Origin of the sequence: Kribbella pratensis, assembly GCF_004366075.1 — a bacterium.
Taxonomy (GTDB): domain Bacteria; phylum Actinomycetota; class Actinomycetes; order Propionibacteriales; family Kribbellaceae; genus Kribbella; species Kribbella pratensis.
Window position 1 is genome coordinate 1,102,674 of sequence record NZ_SODU01000001.1, and the last position, 17,831, is coordinate 1,120,504.

Annotated in this window: 20 protein-coding genes; 3 read left to right on the forward strand and 17 right to left on the reverse strand. The window is 69.1% G+C overall.

The features are described from left to right. Positions 1-132: 132 nt before the first annotated feature. The 12 genes from EV137_RS05330 to EV137_RS05385 all read right to left on the reverse strand — a co-directional run bounded on the left by EV137_RS05330 (position 133) and on the right by EV137_RS05385 (position 10,414). Entirely contained in the window at positions 133-1,068 is a 936-nt protein-coding gene (locus tag EV137_RS05330) for a quinone oxidoreductase family protein (RefSeq protein WP_134126895.1), read from the reverse strand. Positions 1,069-1,132: 64 nt separating this feature from the next. Further along, complete coding sequence (locus EV137_RS05335; RefSeq protein WP_134126897.1) at positions 1,133-2,032, reverse strand: amidohydrolase family protein; 900 nt, start codon at positions 2,030-2,032, stop codon at positions 1,133-1,135. Position 2,033: 1 nt separating this feature from the next. Beyond that, positions 2,034-2,423: a cupin domain-containing protein gene (locus EV137_RS05340; protein ID WP_134009235.1), complete on the reverse strand. Its 390-nt coding sequence runs from the start codon at positions 2,421-2,423 to the stop codon at positions 2,034-2,036. Beyond that, a complete protein-coding gene (locus EV137_RS05345) occupies positions 2,420-3,979 on the reverse strand; it encodes an FAD-dependent monooxygenase (RefSeq protein WP_134126899.1) in 1,560 nt (519 codons plus the stop codon). Before EV137_RS05345 ends, EV137_RS05340 begins: the two co-directional genes overlap by 4 nt. Before the next feature lie 3 nt (positions 3,980-3,982). Continuing rightward, positions 3,983-4,708 (reverse strand): SDR family NAD(P)-dependent oxidoreductase, encoded by a 726-nt coding sequence (locus EV137_RS05350; protein WP_134126901.1) that lies wholly within the window; start codon positions 4,706-4,708, stop codon positions 3,983-3,985. Next, positions 4,705-5,400: a GntR family transcriptional regulator gene (locus EV137_RS05355; protein ID WP_134126903.1), complete on the reverse strand. Its 696-nt coding sequence runs from the start codon at positions 5,398-5,400 to the stop codon at positions 4,705-4,707. The genes EV137_RS05350 and EV137_RS05355 overlap by 4 nt, the downstream gene beginning before the upstream one ends. Continuing rightward, a complete protein-coding gene (locus tag EV137_RS05360) occupies positions 5,397-6,230 on the reverse strand; it encodes a fumarylacetoacetate hydrolase family protein (RefSeq protein ID WP_134009229.1) in 834 nt (277 codons plus the stop codon). The genes EV137_RS05355 and EV137_RS05360 overlap by 4 nt, the downstream gene beginning before the upstream one ends. A 42-nt stretch (positions 6,231-6,272) precedes the next feature. Further along, a complete protein-coding gene (locus tag EV137_RS05365) occupies positions 6,273-6,668 on the reverse strand; it encodes a RidA family protein (RefSeq protein ID WP_134009227.1) in 396 nt (131 codons plus the stop codon). A 4-nt stretch (positions 6,669-6,672) separates the two neighbouring features. Then, on the reverse strand, positions 6,673-7,755 hold the full coding sequence (locus EV137_RS05370) for an Ldh family oxidoreductase (protein WP_134009225.1): 1,083 nt from the start codon (positions 7,753-7,755) through the stop codon (positions 6,673-6,675). Then, on the reverse strand, positions 7,752-8,549 hold the full coding sequence (locus EV137_RS05375) for an ABC transporter permease (RefSeq protein ID WP_238175101.1): 798 nt from the start codon (positions 8,547-8,549) through the stop codon (positions 7,752-7,754). The genes EV137_RS05370 and EV137_RS05375 overlap by 4 nt, the downstream gene beginning before the upstream one ends. Further along, positions 8,546-9,367: an ABC transporter ATP-binding protein gene (locus EV137_RS05380; protein ID WP_134009223.1), complete on the reverse strand. Its 822-nt coding sequence runs from the start codon at positions 9,365-9,367 to the stop codon at positions 8,546-8,548. Before EV137_RS05380 ends, EV137_RS05375 begins: the two co-directional genes overlap by 4 nt. Positions 9,368-9,388: 21 nt before the next feature. Next, positions 9,389-10,414: an ABC transporter substrate-binding protein gene (locus EV137_RS05385; RefSeq protein WP_134126905.1), complete on the reverse strand. Its 1,026-nt coding sequence runs from the start codon at positions 10,412-10,414 to the stop codon at positions 9,389-9,391. Positions 10,415-10,799: 385 nt separating this feature from the next. Between EV137_RS05385 and EV137_RS05390 the strand changes: the two genes are divergently transcribed. Both EV137_RS05390 and EV137_RS05395 read left to right on the forward strand, forming a co-directional pair. Then, positions 10,800-12,092: a sensor histidine kinase gene (locus tag EV137_RS05390; protein ID WP_238175102.1), complete on the forward strand. Its 1,293-nt coding sequence runs from the start codon at positions 10,800-10,802 to the stop codon at positions 12,090-12,092. 1 nt (position 12,093) lies between these two features. Continuing rightward, positions 12,094-12,744, forward strand: a complete 651-nt coding sequence (locus EV137_RS05395) for a response regulator transcription factor (protein WP_134009219.1) — start codon at positions 12,094-12,096, stop codon at positions 12,742-12,744. A 22-nt stretch (positions 12,745-12,766) separates the two neighbouring features. Here the strand turns inward: EV137_RS05395 and EV137_RS05400 are convergent, their stop codons facing one another. Then, positions 12,767-13,315 (reverse strand): MarR family winged helix-turn-helix transcriptional regulator, encoded by a 549-nt coding sequence (locus EV137_RS05400; RefSeq protein ID WP_134126907.1) that lies wholly within the window; start codon positions 13,313-13,315, stop codon positions 12,767-12,769. 121 nt (positions 13,316-13,436) lie between these two features. Between EV137_RS05400 and EV137_RS05405 the strand changes: the two genes are divergently transcribed. Continuing rightward, on the forward strand, positions 13,437-14,108 hold the full coding sequence (locus EV137_RS05405; RefSeq protein WP_134126909.1) for an FMN-dependent NADH-azoreductase: 672 nt from the start codon (positions 13,437-13,439) through the stop codon (positions 14,106-14,108). Here the strand turns inward: EV137_RS05405 and EV137_RS05410 are convergent. Genes EV137_RS05410 through EV137_RS05425 form a run of 4 tightly spaced genes read right to left on the reverse strand, consistent with a single transcriptional unit; the run spans position 14,105 to position 17,787 of the window. Next, positions 14,105-14,935, reverse strand: a complete 831-nt coding sequence (locus EV137_RS05410; RefSeq protein ID WP_134126911.1) for a putative RNA methyltransferase — start codon at positions 14,933-14,935, stop codon at positions 14,105-14,107. The two genes, EV137_RS05405 and EV137_RS05410, sit on opposite strands and share 4 nt — an antisense overlap. Before the next feature lie 5 nt (positions 14,936-14,940). Next, a complete protein-coding gene (locus tag EV137_RS05415) occupies positions 14,941-15,813 on the reverse strand; it encodes an ABC transporter permease (protein WP_134009211.1) in 873 nt (290 codons plus the stop codon). Next, positions 15,800-16,735, reverse strand: a complete 936-nt coding sequence (locus EV137_RS05420; protein ID WP_134126913.1) for an ABC transporter ATP-binding protein — start codon at positions 16,733-16,735, stop codon at positions 15,800-15,802. Before EV137_RS05420 ends, EV137_RS05415 begins: the two co-directional genes overlap by 14 nt. 8 nt (positions 16,736-16,743) lie before the next feature. Next, entirely contained in the window at positions 16,744-17,787 is a 1,044-nt protein-coding gene (locus tag EV137_RS05425) for a LolA family protein (RefSeq protein WP_238175103.1), read from the reverse strand. Positions 17,788-17,831 lie beyond the last annotated feature (44 nt).

A 17,831-nucleotide genomic window follows, 5' to 3' on the forward strand; every position in this document is an offset into this window, starting at 1 on the left:
TAGCGGGCTGCCTCTCTCCTCTTGAGCTCTGGAGGTACCGTAGCCGCCGACCGGGTATCTGGCGGCCTTCGACCACAGATTGCTCAGCTCAAAGCCCAGCAAACATGAGCGGTCTAGGCCACTGGTGCTCTCTCAGAGACCTGTCAGGTCGAGCAGAACCCGGCCTGCTTGCCGGTCCAGCACGTCGCCGATCCGCTCTGCCGGTACGACCTCGTAGTCCGCTCGCCAGGACACCGCTGCGATATCGGCCAGCGCCTGACCGACCGCATCCGGCGCCAGCGTGGTCCGCTGCAGGTTCACGGGCAGCACCCGCAGGTCCCGGCCGATCAGCTGGTGCAAGTCGATCGTGGTGAACTCACCGGCCTTGTAGCCCAGTGCTGCGATCCGTCCGCCCGGAGAGATGTGCCCGAGCACCCCACCGGCCACCGGACCGCCCATCGTGTCGATGACTGCGTCGCACCACGGAAGCTCTCGGCCCACCTGTCCCAGACCGTCCACACGGACCAGCTGATCCACCACTCCGGTCGCACCGTCGGCGCGGTCGTCCAGCGACACCAGGCCGATCACCCGGGACGCACCGGCCGACCGTGCGATCGCAGCACACATGTGCCCGACCAGACCGGTGACGCCGGTGACCACCACCGTCTCACCCTCTTGTACGTCGGCAACCCGTCGTACGGCGGTGTGTGCCGTCAACGCCGGCGTCATCAACGCGAGCGCCGTACCCGGCTCCAGCGAGGACGGCAGCCGGTGTACGGCGGCATTCGGAACGACGGCGTACCGGCCCCAGACACCGTCCCGTGTCACGCCGACGCCCTCACCACGGACCACGACCGGCGTGCCCGCCTCAAAAGCGTCCGACCTCACGACCACACCGGCTCCCTCGGAGCCCGGCATGAACGGCACGGACGGCTGCTTTCCGGCCAGTGTCGACCGGTCCAGTGGAGTCACCGCGGCCAGCCGCATCTCCACCAACGTCTCACCCGGACCGGCGGTCAGCTCGACCGCTTCGGCCTTCAGCTGCTCTCCCGGTCCATGACTGCGCAGGACAGTCCCCCGTGTACTCACGCCTCTTCCCCGTTCCCCACGATTTGATATCTGATCACAACCACGACCAGACGCAACCCACGTCTCACCACTCGGCGACCTCCTTCGCCAGCGGCCGGGTCAGCACCTCGGCCGCGGCGGACCGGTCGGTGGACACTTCGTCGCTGCCCATCGGGAACGGCCAGTCGCTCCCGGCCAGCACCCGCTCGGGCCCGAACGTCTTCGTCAGCAGCTCCAGTACGGCGTCGTCGTGGACCAGGTCGTCGACGTAGAAGCGGCGCAGGGCCTCGGCCACCGGCAAGGACACCGGCTCGATCCCCGGGCGTTCCTGGTCGATCCCGCGCTGCCACCGTCCGGCGACGGCCGCCGTCACACCACCCCCATGGCACAGACAGAACCGGATTCCCGGGAACCGCCCCGGCACGTCCGCGAAGACGAGCGAAGCCGCCGCCAGTCCGGTCTCGTACGGATTCCCCAACAGGTTCGACAGGTAGAACGAGTCAAGGCGCTTGTCGTCACTGTGTCCCGGGTGAATCAGCGTGAACGCCTCCAGCGCGTCCAGCACCCGCCACACCGGATCCAGCCCGGCGTAGCTCGGCGTACCGAGGGCAAAACCGCTGAAGACGCCTTCACTGGCCAGTCCGGCAGCTACAGAGGGTGCAGCCGGGTCGAGCAGCGGTAGGTGCCCCAGCACGCGCAGCTGCGGTGTGGCGAGCTCCCGGAGCCCCTGGTTCACCAGCTCGGTCCACTCGAGGCTGGCGTCGTACCGGAAGAGGGCCGGCGGCACTGACACCACAGCACCGTCCAGGTCCTGTGAGGAGATCCAGTGCAGCAGTGCGGCCGGGTCGGCGAGCCGGCGCAGCGGCAGCCGCTCCCCGTCGACCACCAGCGAGCCGCTGTCGACGGACAGCCCGAACTCACCCCGATGTGCCGCCGCCAGCACGGTCGGCGGGATCAGGTGCGTGTGGATGTCCCAGCCGGCCATGTCAGCGGGCGTCCTCGTCGTTGTCGTAGAAGTCCGGACGCTCCGGGTAGTGCGGACCGTCGTACACCTCCAGCAGGACAGAGGTCTCCTCGGCGCGCGTGGGACCGTGGACGACGCCCTTAGGGTTCCAGTAGAAGCTGCCCTTGGTCAGCGTCGTACCGGTCGGCAGGTACACGTACCGGCCGGACAGGCAGAACATGAACTGGTTCGAGGCGTGCTTGTGCTCCGACGGGATCCCCGAGCCCTTCTCGAACCGCACCAGTGCGATCGACGCCTCGGTCACCGGGTCCCGCCACAGCATCTTGTGGGACAGGCCGTCCAGCGACTTCTCCACCCACTCCAGGTCCTCCGTCTGCAGCAGAATCTCCTGCAAGGGCTGGTCAAAACTCATGGCGCCTCCCGTCCTGTGACGCGCATGTACAGCTCCTCCGCCACACCAGTACCCATCGGAGCTACCGCGGCGATGTGACCGTCCGGCCGGATCAGTACGACGCTGTCCGCCGGTACGCCGTACCTCTTGGTGGCGACGCTGCCCGGATCGAACAGGGCCCTGTCACGCAGACCGGAGTCGTGCGGCGCATCCCACCGGGACACCGCGTAGTGCTGCAACGCGGGCGACTCGTTCACCGGGATCTCCGGCCGGCGCCGTACGTCGGTGAAGTAGAGCGCCACGAACGAGTCGCGGCACAGGTCATGGATCGACGTACGACCGGTCGGGCTCTGCAGCACCAGGTCGGGCGCCCGGTCCCCCGCCCGTACGGCGGGCGGTGCGGCGGAGGTAGCCACCATCGACCAGTCGCCCACACCCTCGACATCCAGCCGCACGCTCAGCAGCGTCCTGTTGTACGCCGTGGCCCACGCTCCCGTGTCCTCGGTGACAGCACCGCGCTGGAAGGACATGTACTTGCGGGCCGCCTCCGCCATCTCGCCCGAGCCCTCGATCGCCACCGGCCGCTGCTCCCGCTCGTAGCCGTCCAGCAACGACGGATCAGCCCAGCCACGCAGCACCCAGGCCAATCGCCACGGCAGGTTGGACGCGTCCAGCGCACCCGTGTTCAGACCGAGCGCCCACATCGGAGTGATCAGGTGTGCCGCGTCACCCATCAGGAAGACCTTGCGGTCCCTGGTCCACTGCTCGGCGACCCGGTGGTGCACGTTGTAGACGACCGAGCCCATGAGCTCGATCCGGTCCACCTCACCGATGAACTGCTTCACCTTCACCAGCAGGTCCTCGTCACCCGGCGCGTCGGCGCCGGGTGCCAGCGGGAACAGGAACCGCCAGTTGTCCGGCTGCCGGATCAGCACCATCCACTCGGACTTGTCCGCGAAGTACGCGAGGTACGGGTAGTCCCGCGCGTTGTCGACGTCCAGGTCCACCACGACGTCGATCAGCATGTACCGCTCGGGCAGGGTCTCCCCCACCACCTTCACCCCGAGCGCATCACGGATCCGCGAACGCCCGCCGTCACAGGCCAGCAGGTACGACGCTTCCAGCTCCTGCGGGCCGTCAGGGGTCTCCAGTTGCAGTACGACGCGATCGTCGCGGACCTCGAACGACGTCATCCGGTGCTGCGTCCGCACCGGCTCCGGAAGAGCTGCCGCCAGCAGCGGCTCCATCTTCTGCTGCGGCAGGTTGATGACGAACGGGAACTGGGTGTCGTTCACCAGTTCGGCCAGCTGCACCGAGGCGCGCGGAGTGTTGGTGGCCCGGTCGATGTCGCCGATCTCGTCGATCCGCAGCGCGGCGCCGAGGATGCCGTCGACCGCGCCGTACCGGTTCCAGATCTCCAGCGTCCGGCTGAGCGTCGTACCGGCCTTGGTGTCGGACGACAGGACGGCGTCCTCCTCCAGCAGCACGTACGGGATGCCGTAGTGCGCGAGACCGAGCGCGGTGGTCAGACCGATCGGTCCGGCACCCACCACGGCAACAGGCAGCTGTTCAGTCACTTACTACTCCACAAAGCTCGTGAGCTTGGCAAAGGCACGTTCCCGGGTCAGCAGCGACCCGGTCATCGCGGCCGCGTCGGACAGCAGGAACAGCAACGGGCCGACCACGTCCTCGGGGTCGCCGATACCTATGGTGTCCTGCCAGTGGTCCCGGTCCGCACCGGCGTTCGCACCTCGGAACTGCTCGGTGTCGATCACCCCTGGCGCGACCACGTTCACCCGGACCCGGTCGCCGGCCACCTCCACGGCGAGCGTCTTCGCGAACGCCACCAGCGCCGCCTTGCTCGCCGCGTACGCCGCAGCGCCCGCAAACCCGGTCGACGCCATCCCGGACGTGAACACCACCACCGAACCGGACTGCCGCGCCACCATGTGCGGTACGACGGCCTGACACACCCAGACCACACCGTCCAGGTTCACCTGCAACGTCCGGGTCCACTCGGCCGCATCCATCTCCAGCACCGTCGACCGCGGCTGCACCGCCGCACCGGCGACCAGACCGTCGATACGCCCGTACCGCTCCAGGACACCCGCCACCGCAGCCTCGACCGCGGACCGGTCAGCCACGTCCACCACGACGTACTCGACGCCTTCCACCGGTGCAGTGACGTCGAAGACGACCGCAGTACCACCTGCAGCGTTCACTGCGGTGGCCAGCGCCGCACCGATGCCTCGGGCGCCACCTGTGATCACCACGACCTCACCGGTCGCGTCGAAGCGCACCTTCACGGCGTCTCCTTCTTTGACGTCATGGTCTCCGTGATCCGCTGGAACGCGCCGGCCAGGTGACTGCGCAGCGCCTGCTCGGCCGCGTCCGGGTCCCGTGCCACGCACGCGTCCAGGATCGCCTGGTGCTCCTGCCGGCTCCGCTCGATCAGGAACGCGGTCGGCCGGCTGCCGAACCGGTAGCGCTCGCTGTTCTGCCAGACCGGCTCGATTGCTCGCGGCAACCACTGTGAACCACTGGCCCGGTAGATCGCGAAGTGGAAGTCCGCGTGAGCCTCACGTGCACCCGTGGAGTCCTCGGCGCGTGACAACCGGAGGTGCTCGGCCAAGGCGGCCGCTGCCTTCGTCAGGTCCTCTTCGGTGAAGTGAAGTGCAGCCGCGCGTACGGCGAGACTCTCCAACGCCAACCGCGTCTCGTGTGTGTCTCGCAGGTCCGACAGCGACAGGTCACGCACCCACGCGCCACGGTGGGGGATGATCTCGACCAGCCCCAATGCCTCCAGCCGGCGCAGACCTTCACGCACTGGCATCTGGCTCATCTCGAGCCGACTGGCCAGCTCCACAAGGCGAAGAGGCGTACCACTGGGTAGCTCACCGGACAGGATCAGCTGGTGCAGCTCCGCGGCCGCGTGCTCCGCGAGAGTACGGCGACCACTCTTGCCGCCACCTGGCAACAGCTCCAACGGCCCGCTCATACCCGAGCCACCCGATTACGCAACGAGCCGAGCTTGTCGGACCGGGTGACGATCACGTCACCGTCCTGCAGGAACACCTGTGGCTCGCGGGCGTTTCCGATACCGGCCGGCGTACCCGTGAGCAGCAGGTCCCCCGGGCGCAACGTCATACCGAACGACAGCTCACTGATAAGCGTTGCGACATCGAACGCCATCTGCCGCGTCGACGCGTCCTGCCGCACCTCGTCGTTCACCAGGCACTCCAGGTGAATGTCCTGTGGGTCGCCCACCTCGTCGGCGGTGACGATCCAGGGACCCAGCGGCATGGTGTCGTCGATGCTCTTGCCCTTCAGCCACTGCCCGCCGTGCGCACGCTGCAGGTCCCGCTGCGACACGTCGTTCGCGAGCGTGTAGCCCCAGACGTGGCCGAGCGCCTCGTCGACCGGGATGTTCTTGCCCGTCTTGCCGATCACCAGCGCGACCTCGGCCTCGTAGTCCCACTTTGCCGAGATCGCCGGGTCCCAGGCGATGTCGTCGTACGGGCCGATCACCACGTCCGGACCTTTGGTGAAGAACGTCGGGTGCTCGGGCCGGTCCACGTCCTGGCCCTCGCGCTTGCCCTTGCTCTCCTCGAAGTGGTCCCAGTAGTTCCACCCCGTGCACAGGATGTCGCGCCGGAACCGCCGCAGCGGCGCCCGCAGAATCCCTTCGCTGTAAGGGATCTTGTCCACCACCTCGGCCGGGCCGGCGATCACCTCGGTCAGATCCGTTGCGTCGAGCAACAGAACCGCATCGCCGTCGAGTACGCCGGGCCGCTCGCTGCCGGCGTACTCCACCATCACGTACTTCATCTCAGGTCCACTCGACGCCACGCATCACGAGTTCCCCCCTGGTCATGCGACCACGGCGATCGCGTTGATCTCGATCAGGTAGTCGGGGTGCGCGAGCTTGCTGACCTCGACCATCGTCGAGGCCGGCAGCGGCTCGGTGAAGTACTGCGCCCGGATCTCGTGGATCTTGGCGAAGTCCTCCATGTTGCGCACGTAGACGTCCACCCGGCAGACGTCCGCGAGCGTGCCGCCGGCCGCCTCGACCGCCGACTTCACGTTCTCGCACACCTGCCGGGTCTGTTCGCGGACGTCCCCGACGCCGGCGATGCTGCCGTCCGGCCGGCGGGCGGTCATCCCGGAGACGAACACCAGCCGCCCGGTCGCCTCGATCGTGGTCGCCTGTGAGAACACCCCGTTCGGGCTCCGCAGCGCATCAGTGGAAATCTGTGTCTTCGGCATCAGCTCACACCATCCTCGACGGGACAACGGCGCCGACTGCGCGTGCGGTCGCCAGCAGCCCGTCCAGTCCCGACCTTTCGATCCGTACGCCGTTGCGCCGCTGCTGCGCCGCCCGCTCGGCCTCGATCTCCCCCGGCAGGTACAGCCGGTTCACTCCCGGTGCCGTCGCACTCCCCCGGACCCGGGCGGCCAGCCCGGACGAGCGGCGCTTGAAGTCTTCGACGCCGCCCATCAGCTCCGGGTCGATCGCCAGGAACAGGTGCGCGCAGTCGTTCGGCCGGTCCGGCTCCCGGTACAGCGGGCGGACCTGGTCGCCCCACCCGCCGCCGCTCAGGACGCCGGTGAGCACGTCGATCATCAGCGCCAGCCCGAAGCCCTTGTGGCCCGCGGCCGGCAGCAGCATGCCCAGCACCGCCTCGTCCGGGTCCGTGGTCGGCGTGCCCGAGGAGTCGGTGGCCCAGGTGTCCGGGATCGGCCGCCCGGCCGAGGCCGCGAGCCGGATCTTGCCCAGGGCAACAGCCGACAACGCCATGTCCAGGACGATCTCCACACCGGCCGTGGTCGGCACCGCGATGGCGAGGGGGTTGTTGCCGACCAGCCGCTCCGCGCCGCCCGGGGCGGGCATCAGCGGCGTGGTGTTCGACATCGCGATACCGATCCGCCCCGCCTGGCCGGCTTGCATCGCCCAGCGGCTGGCCGCGCCGAAGTGGTGGGCGTTGCGCACCGAGACGATGCCGATCCCGTACCGGCCGGCGCGCTCGATCGCGTGCCGCATCGCCTGCGGGCTGGACAGCTGGCCCATCCCGCCGCGGGCGTCCACCACCATCGCGGCACCGGCGTCGAACAGGATGTCGAGCTCGCGTTCCCGGGTCACACCGCCGGCGTTCAGGCGTTCGACGTACATCGGGACCAGCATCACGCCGTGCGAGCTGACGCCCCGCAGGTCGGCCTCGACGAGCGCCGTGGCGATCTCGGTCGCGTCCGCGGAGTCGAATCCGAGCGCCGTGAACACCCCCGCCACGGTCGCCTCCAGCCACTCCGGCCGAACCAGCACCCGCCGATCCGCATCAGAAGCCTGAGCCGTCATCGCTTCTCCTGTGCCCAAGGCAGGAGCCAGTGCTCAAGGAGGACCAGGGCGTAGAACAAGACGATGCTCATCACGCTCAGCAGGGTGATCGCGGCGAACGCGAGGGTGGTGTCCGCGCTCGCGCCGGACTGCTGGATCACGTACCCGAGCCCCTTGGTGGCGCCAACGAACTCGGAGATCACCGAACCGATCACCGCCAGCGAGATCGCCACCTTGAACCCGGTGAAGATCTGCGGCATCGCGTACCGCAGCCGAAGCTTGAAGAACTCCTGCGCCCGGCTCGCGTTCAGCGACCGCATCAGCTCGACCAGCTCGGTCGGCGTCGACTTCATGCCCTGCGCGGTCGAGATGACGATCGGGAAGAAGCACATCAGCAGCACCATCACGACCTTCGGCCACTGCCCGAAGCCCATCCAGATCACCAGCAGCGGCGCGATCGCCACCTTCGGGATCGAGTTCACCATCAGCAGCAGCGGGTACGCCAGCCGCTCGAGGATCACCGAGCGGACGATCACCAGCGCGATCGGCACACCGATCACGATCGCGAGCAGGAAACCCTCGATCGTCTCGAGCAACGACGTACCGGTCTCCTGCAGCAGGTAACCGGGCTGCTCGAAGAACTTGACCACCACGTCCCACGGGCTCGGCAGCAGGTACGGCTGGATCGAGAACGCGACCGTCGCGCCCCACCACAACCCGATCGCGGCGGCCAGGCCGATGATCGGGAGTACGACGGCGGCCACCGGGGAATCGGTCAGCCAGGTCCGTTTCGGCATCCTCCGCCGGGTCGTCACGGCCGCACCTCGTCGACCGGACGCACCTCGCCGGGCACACCCGGCTCGCCGGACTCCTTCTCGGCCAGCAACGCGTGCAACCGGCCGCTGATCGCGGCGACCTCGGTCAGGTGCGCGTTCTGGCCGAGGCTGCGCGGCCGCGGGATGTCGATGTCGACGACCTCCCGCATCCGGCCCGGCCGCGGGGTCAGCACGACCACCCGGTCGGCCAGCAGGACGGCCTCCTCGATCGAGTGCGTGACGAACACGATCGTGGTGGACAGTTCCATCTTGATCCGCTGCAGTTCCTCGGACAGCTCGGTCCGGGTGAGCGCGTCGAGCGCGGAGAACGGCTCGTCCATCAGCATCACCTGCGGGTCGCGGATCAGCGACCGGCACAACGACACCCGCTGCTGCATGCCGCCGGACAGCTCGTGCGGCAGCCGCCGCTCGAACCCCTGCAACCCGACCAGCTCGAGCAGCTGACGGGCCCGGTCCCGGTACGCCGCCTTGCCGCGATCCCCCTGGCCCTTGTCGATCTCGACCGGCAGCATCACGTTCGACAGCACCGAACGCCACGGCAGCAGGGCCGGCCGCTGGAACATGAACGAGACGTCCCGGCGCGGTCCGGTGACGGGCTGCCCCGCCACCTGAACCGCACCGGACGTCGGAGGCAGTAGTCCCGCGATCAGCCGGAGCAGCGTGGACTTGCCACAGCCGGACCGGCCGATCAGCGTGACGAACTCACCGCCGCGAACGTGCAGGTCGATCTTCTCCAGGGCGGTCACCTGGCCCTCGCGTCCGTCGAAGACCTGTCCCACGCCGTCCAGGCGAATCATCCGGTTCCAGTACTCCTAACCTCAGCTCTTCGGCGCGAGGCTCATCGTCACGAGATCCTCGGGCTTGACCGCGCCCTTGCCGATCGCGTTCGACTCCTCGAGCAGCGAGATGACCTTCTGCACCCGCTCCTGCGTGACGTCGCCCAGCGGACCCTCGAAGCCCGTCGGCTTGATGTAGTCCTTCATGATCTTCAGTTCCGCTTTGGCGACGTCGACATCGGTGTTCGGCACGTACTTCTTCAGGATCTCGGCGGCGCCGTCCGGGTCGTCGTACGTGTCCTGCAGGCCCTTCAGCAGCGCGTTGGTGAACTTCTTCACCTGGTCCGGGTGGTCCTTGGCCATGTCCGTCCGGGTGATGATCGCGTTCCCGTACAGCTCCGGCAGGGCCTTGCCGTACGGAAGCACGACCGCCTTGCGGTGCTTGTCCTTGTCGGCCTTCTCGATCAGCGGCTGGCCGACCACGAACTGCCCGATGCCCTGAACCTTGCCCGACGCCAGCAGGGCCGGCAGCCCGGGCGGCGGCGAGGGGAGGAAGGTGACCGACGCCGGGTCGATACCGACCGCCTTGGCGTAGACCGGGAACATCACCGTGTTGGTGGAGCCCGGCTGGTCGCCGATCGTCTTGCCGGGCAGATCCTTCGGGCTGTTGATGCCCAGTCCCTCGAGCGACATGATCGCGGCCATCGACCGCTGGTGGATCATGCCCGCCGTGGTGACCGGGAGCTTCTGCTTGGCGAGGGTGATCGCGATCGCGGTGAAGTCGCCGATGCCGTAGTCGGCCTGACCTCCGGCGACCAGCTTCATCACGTCGACGGTGCCGCTGCCGGGCGTGATCTTGACGTCGAAACCGGCGTCCTTGAAGTACCCCTTCTCCAGGGCGACGTACGCGTACGCCTCGCGCCCGAAGGTGTTGAACGACGTCAGGTAGTTGACCTTCTGCAACCCGTCGCCGCCGGCCTGCTTGCCGCTGTCGTCGTCGTTGCACGCACTCACCAGGGCGAGCCCCAGGACCGCCATCAGGGCGATGACGGAACGCCTCAACCTCATATCGACCTCTCTCGTCCCGATATTTGATCAAACATCAAATCCGGAAAGGTGGTCAATCCACCCGCGGGGTCTTCACGGGGACTTAACGTCCGCCGCGCCGGGTCCTCGCGGTCCTGCTGACCACCCGTCCTGGAGCCGTTCCCCATACCTGTCCGACAACACATGCTGTAACCGGACGGGCACCCGCCCCGACCACAGACCGTACCTGCCGCAGCAGCAGATCGCGACGCCCGCAGAGACCGAACTCGGCGACACACCGTCAAATTTGCGTAAACCTCAACTTCTTCGTGAGCCGGCCCACCCGGTCCCGGCCGGAATCACGGGTTTACCTCCGTTCACTCCGGGGAGGGAGGTGGCGGTCCCCCGGCTTTGACAGGATGTGAGCGTGCACGAGGTGACGCGACGGGTGTGGCGGGCGATCAGTTGCCTGTGGCGTCCGTCGACGTACCTGCGCTGGGTGTACCTGCTGCTCGGCGCGGCGCTCGTCCTGGCGTTCATCCTGGTCGGCAGCGCGCTCGGCGCGGTGGTCTCCGATCTCGGCCTGCCGAAGGTTGCCACCAGCACCATCTGGGTCCTGATGGGCCTGGTGCCGCCGATCGTGCTCGGCCTGCTGCCCGCCGTCCGCGAGGTCGAGGGCATCGCGGTCGAGTCGCTGCTCGCGGTGCGGTTCGAGGAGCGGCCGCTCGGCCCGGCGCGGACCTGGCCGCAGCGGCGGCGGACCACGGTGTGGTTCTGCCTGCACCTGCTGGCCGGCGGCGTCGTCGGCATCCTCAGCACGATCGTGTTCGGCCTCGGCGCGATCTGGCTGGCCGCGCCGTTCCGCTCCCCCGGTGCTCGCGACGTCGTCCCCGGCTGGTCGTACGACGTCCACGGCGACTGGACCGACCTGTGGATGCCGGCCGCCGCGATCGGCGGTCTCGTCGGGCTGTTCCTGCTGTCGGCCGCTGTCGGCGCCCTGCTGGCGTACCTGGCGCCCCGCGTGCTCGGTCCGACCGCGGCGGAGCGCATCGAGCTCCTCGAGAAGCAGACCGCGACCCTTGCCGAGCGCAACCGTCTGGCCCGCGAACTGCACGACAGCGTCGGGCATGCGCTGAGCCTGGTCACGATCCAGGCGGCGGCAGCGCGCCGCGTGCTGGCCAGCGATCCGGAGTTCGCCGAGACCGCGCTGGCCGCGATGGAGACCTCAGCCCGCGCGGCGCTGGCAGATCTCGACCACGTGCTCGGTCTGCTCCGCGACGACCGGCGGCCAGGCTCCCGGACCACGCCGCAGACCACGCTCGGGGGTCTGGACCGGCTGGTCGACGCCACCCGGGCCGGCGGGATCACGATCGAGGTCGAACGGTCGGGCGCGCTGGACCAACTGCCTGCCGCGGTCTCCCGGGAGGCGTACCGGATCGTCCAGGAGGGTCTGACCAACGCGATCCGGCATGCCGGACGCCCGGCCGGCGAGCTGACCGTGCACCTGTCGATCTGCCTCGACGCATCCGGGCTGCGGCTCGTCGTGACCAACCCCGTGAGCGGCACGTCGGATCACTCCGGGGGCGGCCGCGGGTTGGCCGGGATCCGTGAAAGAGTCGCCGTACTGCGGGGAAGCGTCGACGCCGGCCCGGTCACTCGGCCCGACGACCCGGGATGGCAACTGGCAGTGCGGTTACCCGTCAGCGTGACGAAGGGATGACATGAACCTGTCGGTGGTCGTGGTCGACGACGAGCCGCTGATCCGTAGCGGGTTGCGGGCCATCATCAACGCCGAGGAGGACCTCACGGTCGTCGGTGAGGCCGGCGACGGGGCCGAGGTGCTCCCGCTGGTACGTCGTACCGGCGCGGACGTCGTGCTGATGGACGTCCGGATGCCCGCGGTGGACGGCATCCAGGCGACGAGACTGCTGCTGGACAGCCTCGACCCGGCACCGCGCGTCCTGGTCGTCACGACGTTCGAGAACGACGACTACGTGTACGACGCGCTGCGCGCCGGAGCGTCCGGGTTCCTGCTCAAGCGGACCCCGCCGGACGACATCATCGCGGCGATCCGGACGGTCGCGAAGAGCGAGTCGCTGCTGTTCCCGGAGGCGATCCGCGCGCTTGCCCTCGCCCACGCCGGCGCCCCGGCGGCGAGCGGACTCGACCGGTACCAGCTGACCGAGCGCGAGCAGGAGGTGCTCCGGCTGATGGCGCGCGGACTGTCGAACGCGGAGATCGCCGCGGAGCTGGTCCTCGGCCTGCAAACGGTCAAGACGCACGTCGCGAACGTGCTCGCCAAGCTCAATGCCCGGGATCGCACCCAAGCGGTGATCCGCGCCTACGAGTCAGGCTTCGTGCCCCTGCACTAGATCGCCGGACTAGATCGCCGGACTAGGTGCTGGCGGGGTCGTCGGCCTCGGCGAGGGTGCAGGCGTTGTGCAGCGGGTCGACGGCGTTGGCCTTCATCGCCAGGCGCTGCAGGAGGATCCGGAAGCTGGACCGCTCCGACTCGTCGAGGATGCCCAGCATCTCGTCCTCGGTGGCCCGTAGCCGCCGCTCGAGGTCACAGAGGGCCTCGTGGCCTTCGTCGGTGGGCGCGATCAGCCGCGCCCGGCGGTCGGCCGGGTCGGGCCGGCGCTGCACCAGCCCTGCCTTCTCCAGGTCGTCGAGCAGGTAGGTCATCACGGTCCGGTCGACGCCGAGCTGAGCGGCCAGGTCGAGCTGCCGTTTCGGTCCCTCGGCGCTCGTCGTGGCGAGCACCTGGTAGCCGCGCGGTCCGCCGGGCAACCCTTCCAGCGCCGCCGCGGACGCCTTCGCGTACCGCCGGAAGACGACGCCCAGCGCCCAGCCGAGGTCGGCCTCCACCGGTGCGCCACTGGCGACGGCGGGCTCGACCCCTCGCGTACCTGGGGTCGCGACGTCGGGCGGAGTACTGGACATGTCCCCATCGTACGTGGTGTACGACACCCGGAATACGATCTGACTTGAATATGTTCTGCTCAACAGATTATCTTCGATACAGCTCAATAGAGCACGGCCCCCTCAACGTGATGGAGAACGAATGAGCACCCTGCTACGCGTCGACGCCAGCATCCGGCTGGACGGCTCGGTGTCCCGCGCGCTCGCGGACAGCGCCGAGGCCGCCTGGAAGGCTGAGCACCCGGACGGTGTCGTGGTACGGCGTGACCTCGGACGGCACCCGCTGCCCGCGACCTTGTGGCCGACGCTGGCCGCGGCCCAGGTGGGTCAGGAGCCGGTCGCCGAATCGGACCGGATGCCGCTCGCCGAGGCCCAGGCGATCGCCGACGAACTGAAGGCGGAGATCGTGAACGCCGACGCGGTCCTGCTCGCCGTACCGATGTACAACTACGGCATCGCACAGAACGTGAAGACCTGGATCGACGTGCTGGTGATCGACAAGGATCTGGCCTTCGGTTCGCGCCCACTCGTCGGCAGGCCGGCGATCTTCGCCATCGCCCGGGGCGGCGGCTACGGTCCCGGTTCGCCGAAGCACGGCTGGGACCACGCCACGCCGTACCTCGAGCGCATCTTCGGCGACGTCTTCGGGATGAACATCCGGACCGCCGCCGCGGAGCTCACCCTGGCCCCGGTCACCCCGGGCATGGAGGAGCTGATCGACGCGTCCAAGGTCTCGGAGTCCGAGGCGCACGTACAGGCCGAGAACCACGGCACCGTCGTCGCCCGCGAACTCATCGGCGGCCAGGCAGCCTAGGTCCGCGACCAGGTGGAGAGCGTGACCGACAACGTGACGATCGCGGGCTCCGGGAGTACGGCGATCTGCTGGAGCAGCTCGTGGTAGTTCAGGTGGCGCGCGCTCGGCGTCATCAGCACGAGCTGCTCCACGGCCGAGCGGTCGAGGCGCATGGTCTCCTCGACCAGCTCGGTGCCGACGCGCTCGAACTCCCCCGCGAGCGACTCCTCCAGCCGGCGTTCCTTCTGCTCGTCGACGCTCACCATCCCGAGTACGTCGACGAGCTCGCCGAGGTGCTGCTGGTTCGGTGTGACCACGAGCAACCGGCCGCCGGGGGCCAGGACGCGGGCCATCTCGGCGGCGTTGCGCGGAGCGAACACGTTCAGCAGCAGGTTCGCCGCGCCGTCCATCAACGGCAGTTCACGCCATGCGTCGCACACCACGGACGCGATCCGCGGGTCCGCTCGGGCCGCGCGACGGGCGGCGTACTTCGACACGTCCAGCGCGATCCCGCGGCGCTGCGGGGACAGGCCGAGGACACCGGACAGGTAGTAGGCAGTGCCGGCGCCGACCTCGACGACCAGGTCGTCCTCGCCCAGTCCGGCCTGCAGGATCAGTGCGTCCCGGATCGGGGCGTAGTGGCCGGTGCCGAGGAAGACCGTGCGGGCGCCGACCATCGCAGCCGAGTCGCCCTCGATCCCGTTCGAGGCCGACGGCAACAAGTTCAGGTAGCCCTGCTTGGCCAGGTCGTAGGCGTGGCCGCGCGGGCAGCGCGCCGTACGGTCGTCCAGCGCCAGCCGGTCAGCACACACCGGACAACGCAGGACGGCCACCAGGTCAGCTTGCACGCGGCCTAGGTTATGTCGCGGCTGGTGATTCGCGCCCAGGCGGCGGCGTAGAAGACGACCAGGTACCCGCCTTGGAGGAGCAGGTTGCGGCCTATCTCGTGCCAGTACGGCGGGTCGCGGAGCAGGTCGGCGAACGACTGCCAGCGATACACCAGCAGCCACGGGTGAATCGCGTGCAGCTGTGGGATCGCGGTCAGGATGCCGAGCACGATGAACGTGCCGAACGTCGCCGCCATCGCGGCCAGCGGCGTCGAGGTCAGCGACGAGACGAACAGGCCGATACCGGCGAGTCCGAGCAGCGACAGCGAGATCACGACGGCGATCCCGAGCGCGCGGAGCAGGCCCTCGCCGAGCGAGACCGTCGAGCCGGACAGCAGCAGGACGTCGCCGACCGGGAACAGGATGAAGCCGACGATCAGGCCGGAGATCCAGATCGTCATCGTCGCGGCCAGGCAGAAGACCGCGAGGGCGACCATCTTGGCGGCGAGCAGCCGGGACCGGCCGGCCGGTGCGGTGAGCAGGTTGCGCAGCGTCCCGAGGCTGGCCTCGCCGGCCAGTGACTCCCCCGAGATCACGGTCACCGCCGTCGGCAGGAAGAACGGCAGCGACAGGCCGAGGCTGGCGACGATCAGGAACAGGCCGTTGCCGGCGATCTGCCCGATGAAGCCCTCGGCGCCGCTGTCCGAGCCGGCGATCTTGATCGCGATCCCGATCAGCAGCGGTACGGCGGCCAGCACCCCGAGCCCCACCTGGGTCCGAGTCCGCGCGAACACCAGCCGCAGTTCGGAGAGGAACAACGCGAGAGTGTGCCGCCCCGCACCAGGTCGTTGTGCATCGGCCAACGGGGCCGGTTCGGCTGTTGCTTCATTCGGCGACATCGAAGCCCTCCCCGGTGAGTGCTACGAAGGCGTCTTCGAGGCTTGGCCGTTCCAGGCCGAAGCCGTGGATGCGGACGTCGGCGGCGACCAGCGCCGCCGCGAACTTCTCGATCGGCAGCTCCCCGGGATCACCCTCGACCGTGTCACCGCTCGTCTTCAGATCCGTCACGCCCAGCCCCTGCAACGTCTCGGCCGCCGTCCCGGCATCCGGCGTACGGACGACCAGCCGCGGGCGGAGCTCGGCGCGCAGGTCCTCGACCGTCGACTGCCGGAGCAGCTTCCCGCGGCTCATCACGGCCGCGTGCGTGCAGACCTGCTCGACCTCGGCGAGCAGATGGGTCGACGTGAACACCGTCGTACCGTCGCTCGCCAACTCCTGGATCAGGTGCCGGACCTCGCGGGTGCCCTGCGGGTCGAGGCCGTTCGTCGGCTCGTCCAGCACGAGCAGCTCGCGGCGCTGCATCAGCGCGACCGCGATCGCGAGCCGTTGCCGCATACCGAGCGAGTATGCGCGGACCTTCTTGCCGGCCGCGTTCGACAGCCCGACCCGTTCGAGCGCCTCGCCGGCGCGCGCCTTCCGGGTCTTCGGATCGGCGGTGCGGTCGGCGGCGTCGAACCGGAGCAGGTTCGCCTGGCCGGTCCAGAACGGGTAGAACGCCGGCCCTTCGACCAGCGCGCCGACCCGGGGCAGGACCCGCAGGTGCGCCTTCGGCATCGGCTCGCCGAGCAGCTCGACCTCGCCGGAGGTCGGCGCGATCAGGCCGAGCAGCATCCGGATCGTCGTCGTCTTTCCCGACCCGTTCGGGCCGAGGAAGCCGAACACGCTGCCGGCCGGCACCTCCAGGTCGACCGCGTCCACCGCGACCTGTCCGCCGTGGAACCGCTTGGTCAGCCCGTGGGTGACGACCGGCGCGCTCGTCATCTGGCTGTTCAGCGGGGGGCCTTCGCCGCGGCGGCCTGCAGGGTGTCCGGCGTGACCAGGCCGACGAAGACTCTGCCGTCGTCGGTGATCAATGCGCTCACCATCTTGCTGGTCAGCACCTTGCCCTTGCCCCACGTGCCCGACACGGTCGGCGCCTTCGCGAGCAGCTGCGCGAGCGGCCCGTTCCCGGTCAGCCGGCCGGTCTGCGCACCGCGGATCATCGCGACGCTCTCCCAGCCCTCACCGATCACGGTCGGCTCGTCCGCCTTCGCCGTACCCGGCTTGAGCTGCTTCGGCTCGATCTGCTTCGGGGCGACGCGCTTCGGTCCGACCTGCGACGGCACCTTCTTGTCCGTGACCTTCACACCCTGCGGCGGCGTGAACGTGAACGTGTTCGCGGACGGTACGTCGAAAGACACCGAGCTGAAGCCCACCTCGACCGCGGGGTCGTTGCCGGTCCGCGGCATCACCGTCACGTCCAGCGGGACCCAGGTCTTGGAGTCGATCGCCAGCGTCACAGAACCCACGGTCGTCTTGTCGGTCTTCGGCACCAGGCGCAGCTTGTACGCATCCCGGCCGGCGACCTTCTCGGTGCCGCTGACCTCGACCTTGGTGGTCGGGTCGATCGCGTCGAGGAACTGCTTGGCGACGGCCTGCGGGTCGTACGACGGCACCGCCTTCTCCGGCTTCGCCGTCTTGTGCTCGGGGACCGTCAGCTTCACGGCCTCGCGCCGGGAGGAGTCGTACGCCCAGGCGGACTTGCCGTCGGTGGTCCAGACCCGCTCGGCCTGGTTGTCGAGCACCGAGACCCGCGCCTTGTCCGGGCTCGCGAACGCGACCCGCGCGGTGTGCTGACCGCTCAGCATCTCGGTCAGCTGCTCGCTACCGGCCGGCGCGCCGGGGATGGCCGGCAGGCCGAGGTCCGCGTCCGAGCGGACCGTGCCGCTGAGGCCGTCGACCTTCGCTGTCTGCACCTTTGCGAGCAGGTCCTGCGCGGAGATCCCGGGCAGCTTCGGCGAGGCATCCGCGACCACTGGTCCGAGTGCTCCCACCCCTGCCACAACCGCGACTGCCGTAACCGGAACCAACCACCGTC

What these genes read in the sequence shown, in the direction of transcription:
- EV137_RS05335 (WP_134126897.1), bottom strand. Translation starts at nt 2,032, where the DNA reads ATGGCCGGCTGGGACATCCACACGCACCTGATCCCGCCGACCGTGCTG.
- EV137_RS05340 (WP_134009235.1), bottom strand. Translation starts at nt 2,423, where the DNA reads ATGAGTTTTGACCAGCCCTTGCAGGAGATTCTGCTGCAGACGGAGGAC.
- EV137_RS05355 (WP_134126903.1), bottom strand. Translation starts at nt 5,400, where the DNA reads ATGAGCGGGCCGTTGGAGCTGTTGCCAGGTGGCGGCAAGAGTGGTCGC.
- EV137_RS05360 (WP_134009229.1), bottom strand. Translation starts at nt 6,230, where the DNA reads ATGAAGTACGTGATGGTGGAGTACGCCGGCAGCGAGCGGCCCGGCGTA.
- EV137_RS05365 (WP_134009227.1), bottom strand. Translation starts at nt 6,668, where the DNA reads ATGCCGAAGACACAGATTTCCACTGATGCGCTGCGGAGCCCGAACGGG.
- EV137_RS05370 (WP_134009225.1), bottom strand. Translation starts at nt 7,755, where the DNA reads ATGACGGCTCAGGCTTCTGATGCGGATCGGCGGGTGCTGGTTCGGCCG.
- EV137_RS05380 (WP_134009223.1), bottom strand. Translation starts at nt 9,367, where the DNA reads ATGATTCGCCTGGACGGCGTGGGACAGGTCTTCGACGGACGCGAGGGC.
- EV137_RS05385 (WP_134126905.1), bottom strand. Translation starts at nt 10,414, where the DNA reads ATGAGGTTGAGGCGTTCCGTCATCGCCCTGATGGCGGTCCTGGGGCTC.
- EV137_RS05395 (WP_134009219.1), top strand. Translation starts at nt 12,094, where the DNA reads ATGAACCTGTCGGTGGTCGTGGTCGACGACGAGCCGCTGATCCGTAGC.
- EV137_RS05400 (WP_134126907.1), bottom strand. Translation starts at nt 13,315, where the DNA reads ATGTCCAGTACTCCGCCCGACGTCGCGACCCCAGGTACGCGAGGGGTC.
- EV137_RS05405 (WP_134126909.1), top strand. Translation starts at nt 13,437, where the DNA reads ATGAGCACCCTGCTACGCGTCGACGCCAGCATCCGGCTGGACGGCTCG.
- EV137_RS05415 (WP_134009211.1), bottom strand. Translation starts at nt 15,813, where the DNA reads ATGTCGCCGAATGAAGCAACAGCCGAACCGGCCCCGTTGGCCGATGCA.
- EV137_RS05420 (WP_134126913.1), bottom strand. Translation starts at nt 16,735, where the DNA reads ATGACGAGCGCGCCGGTCGTCACCCACGGGCTGACCAAGCGGTTCCAC.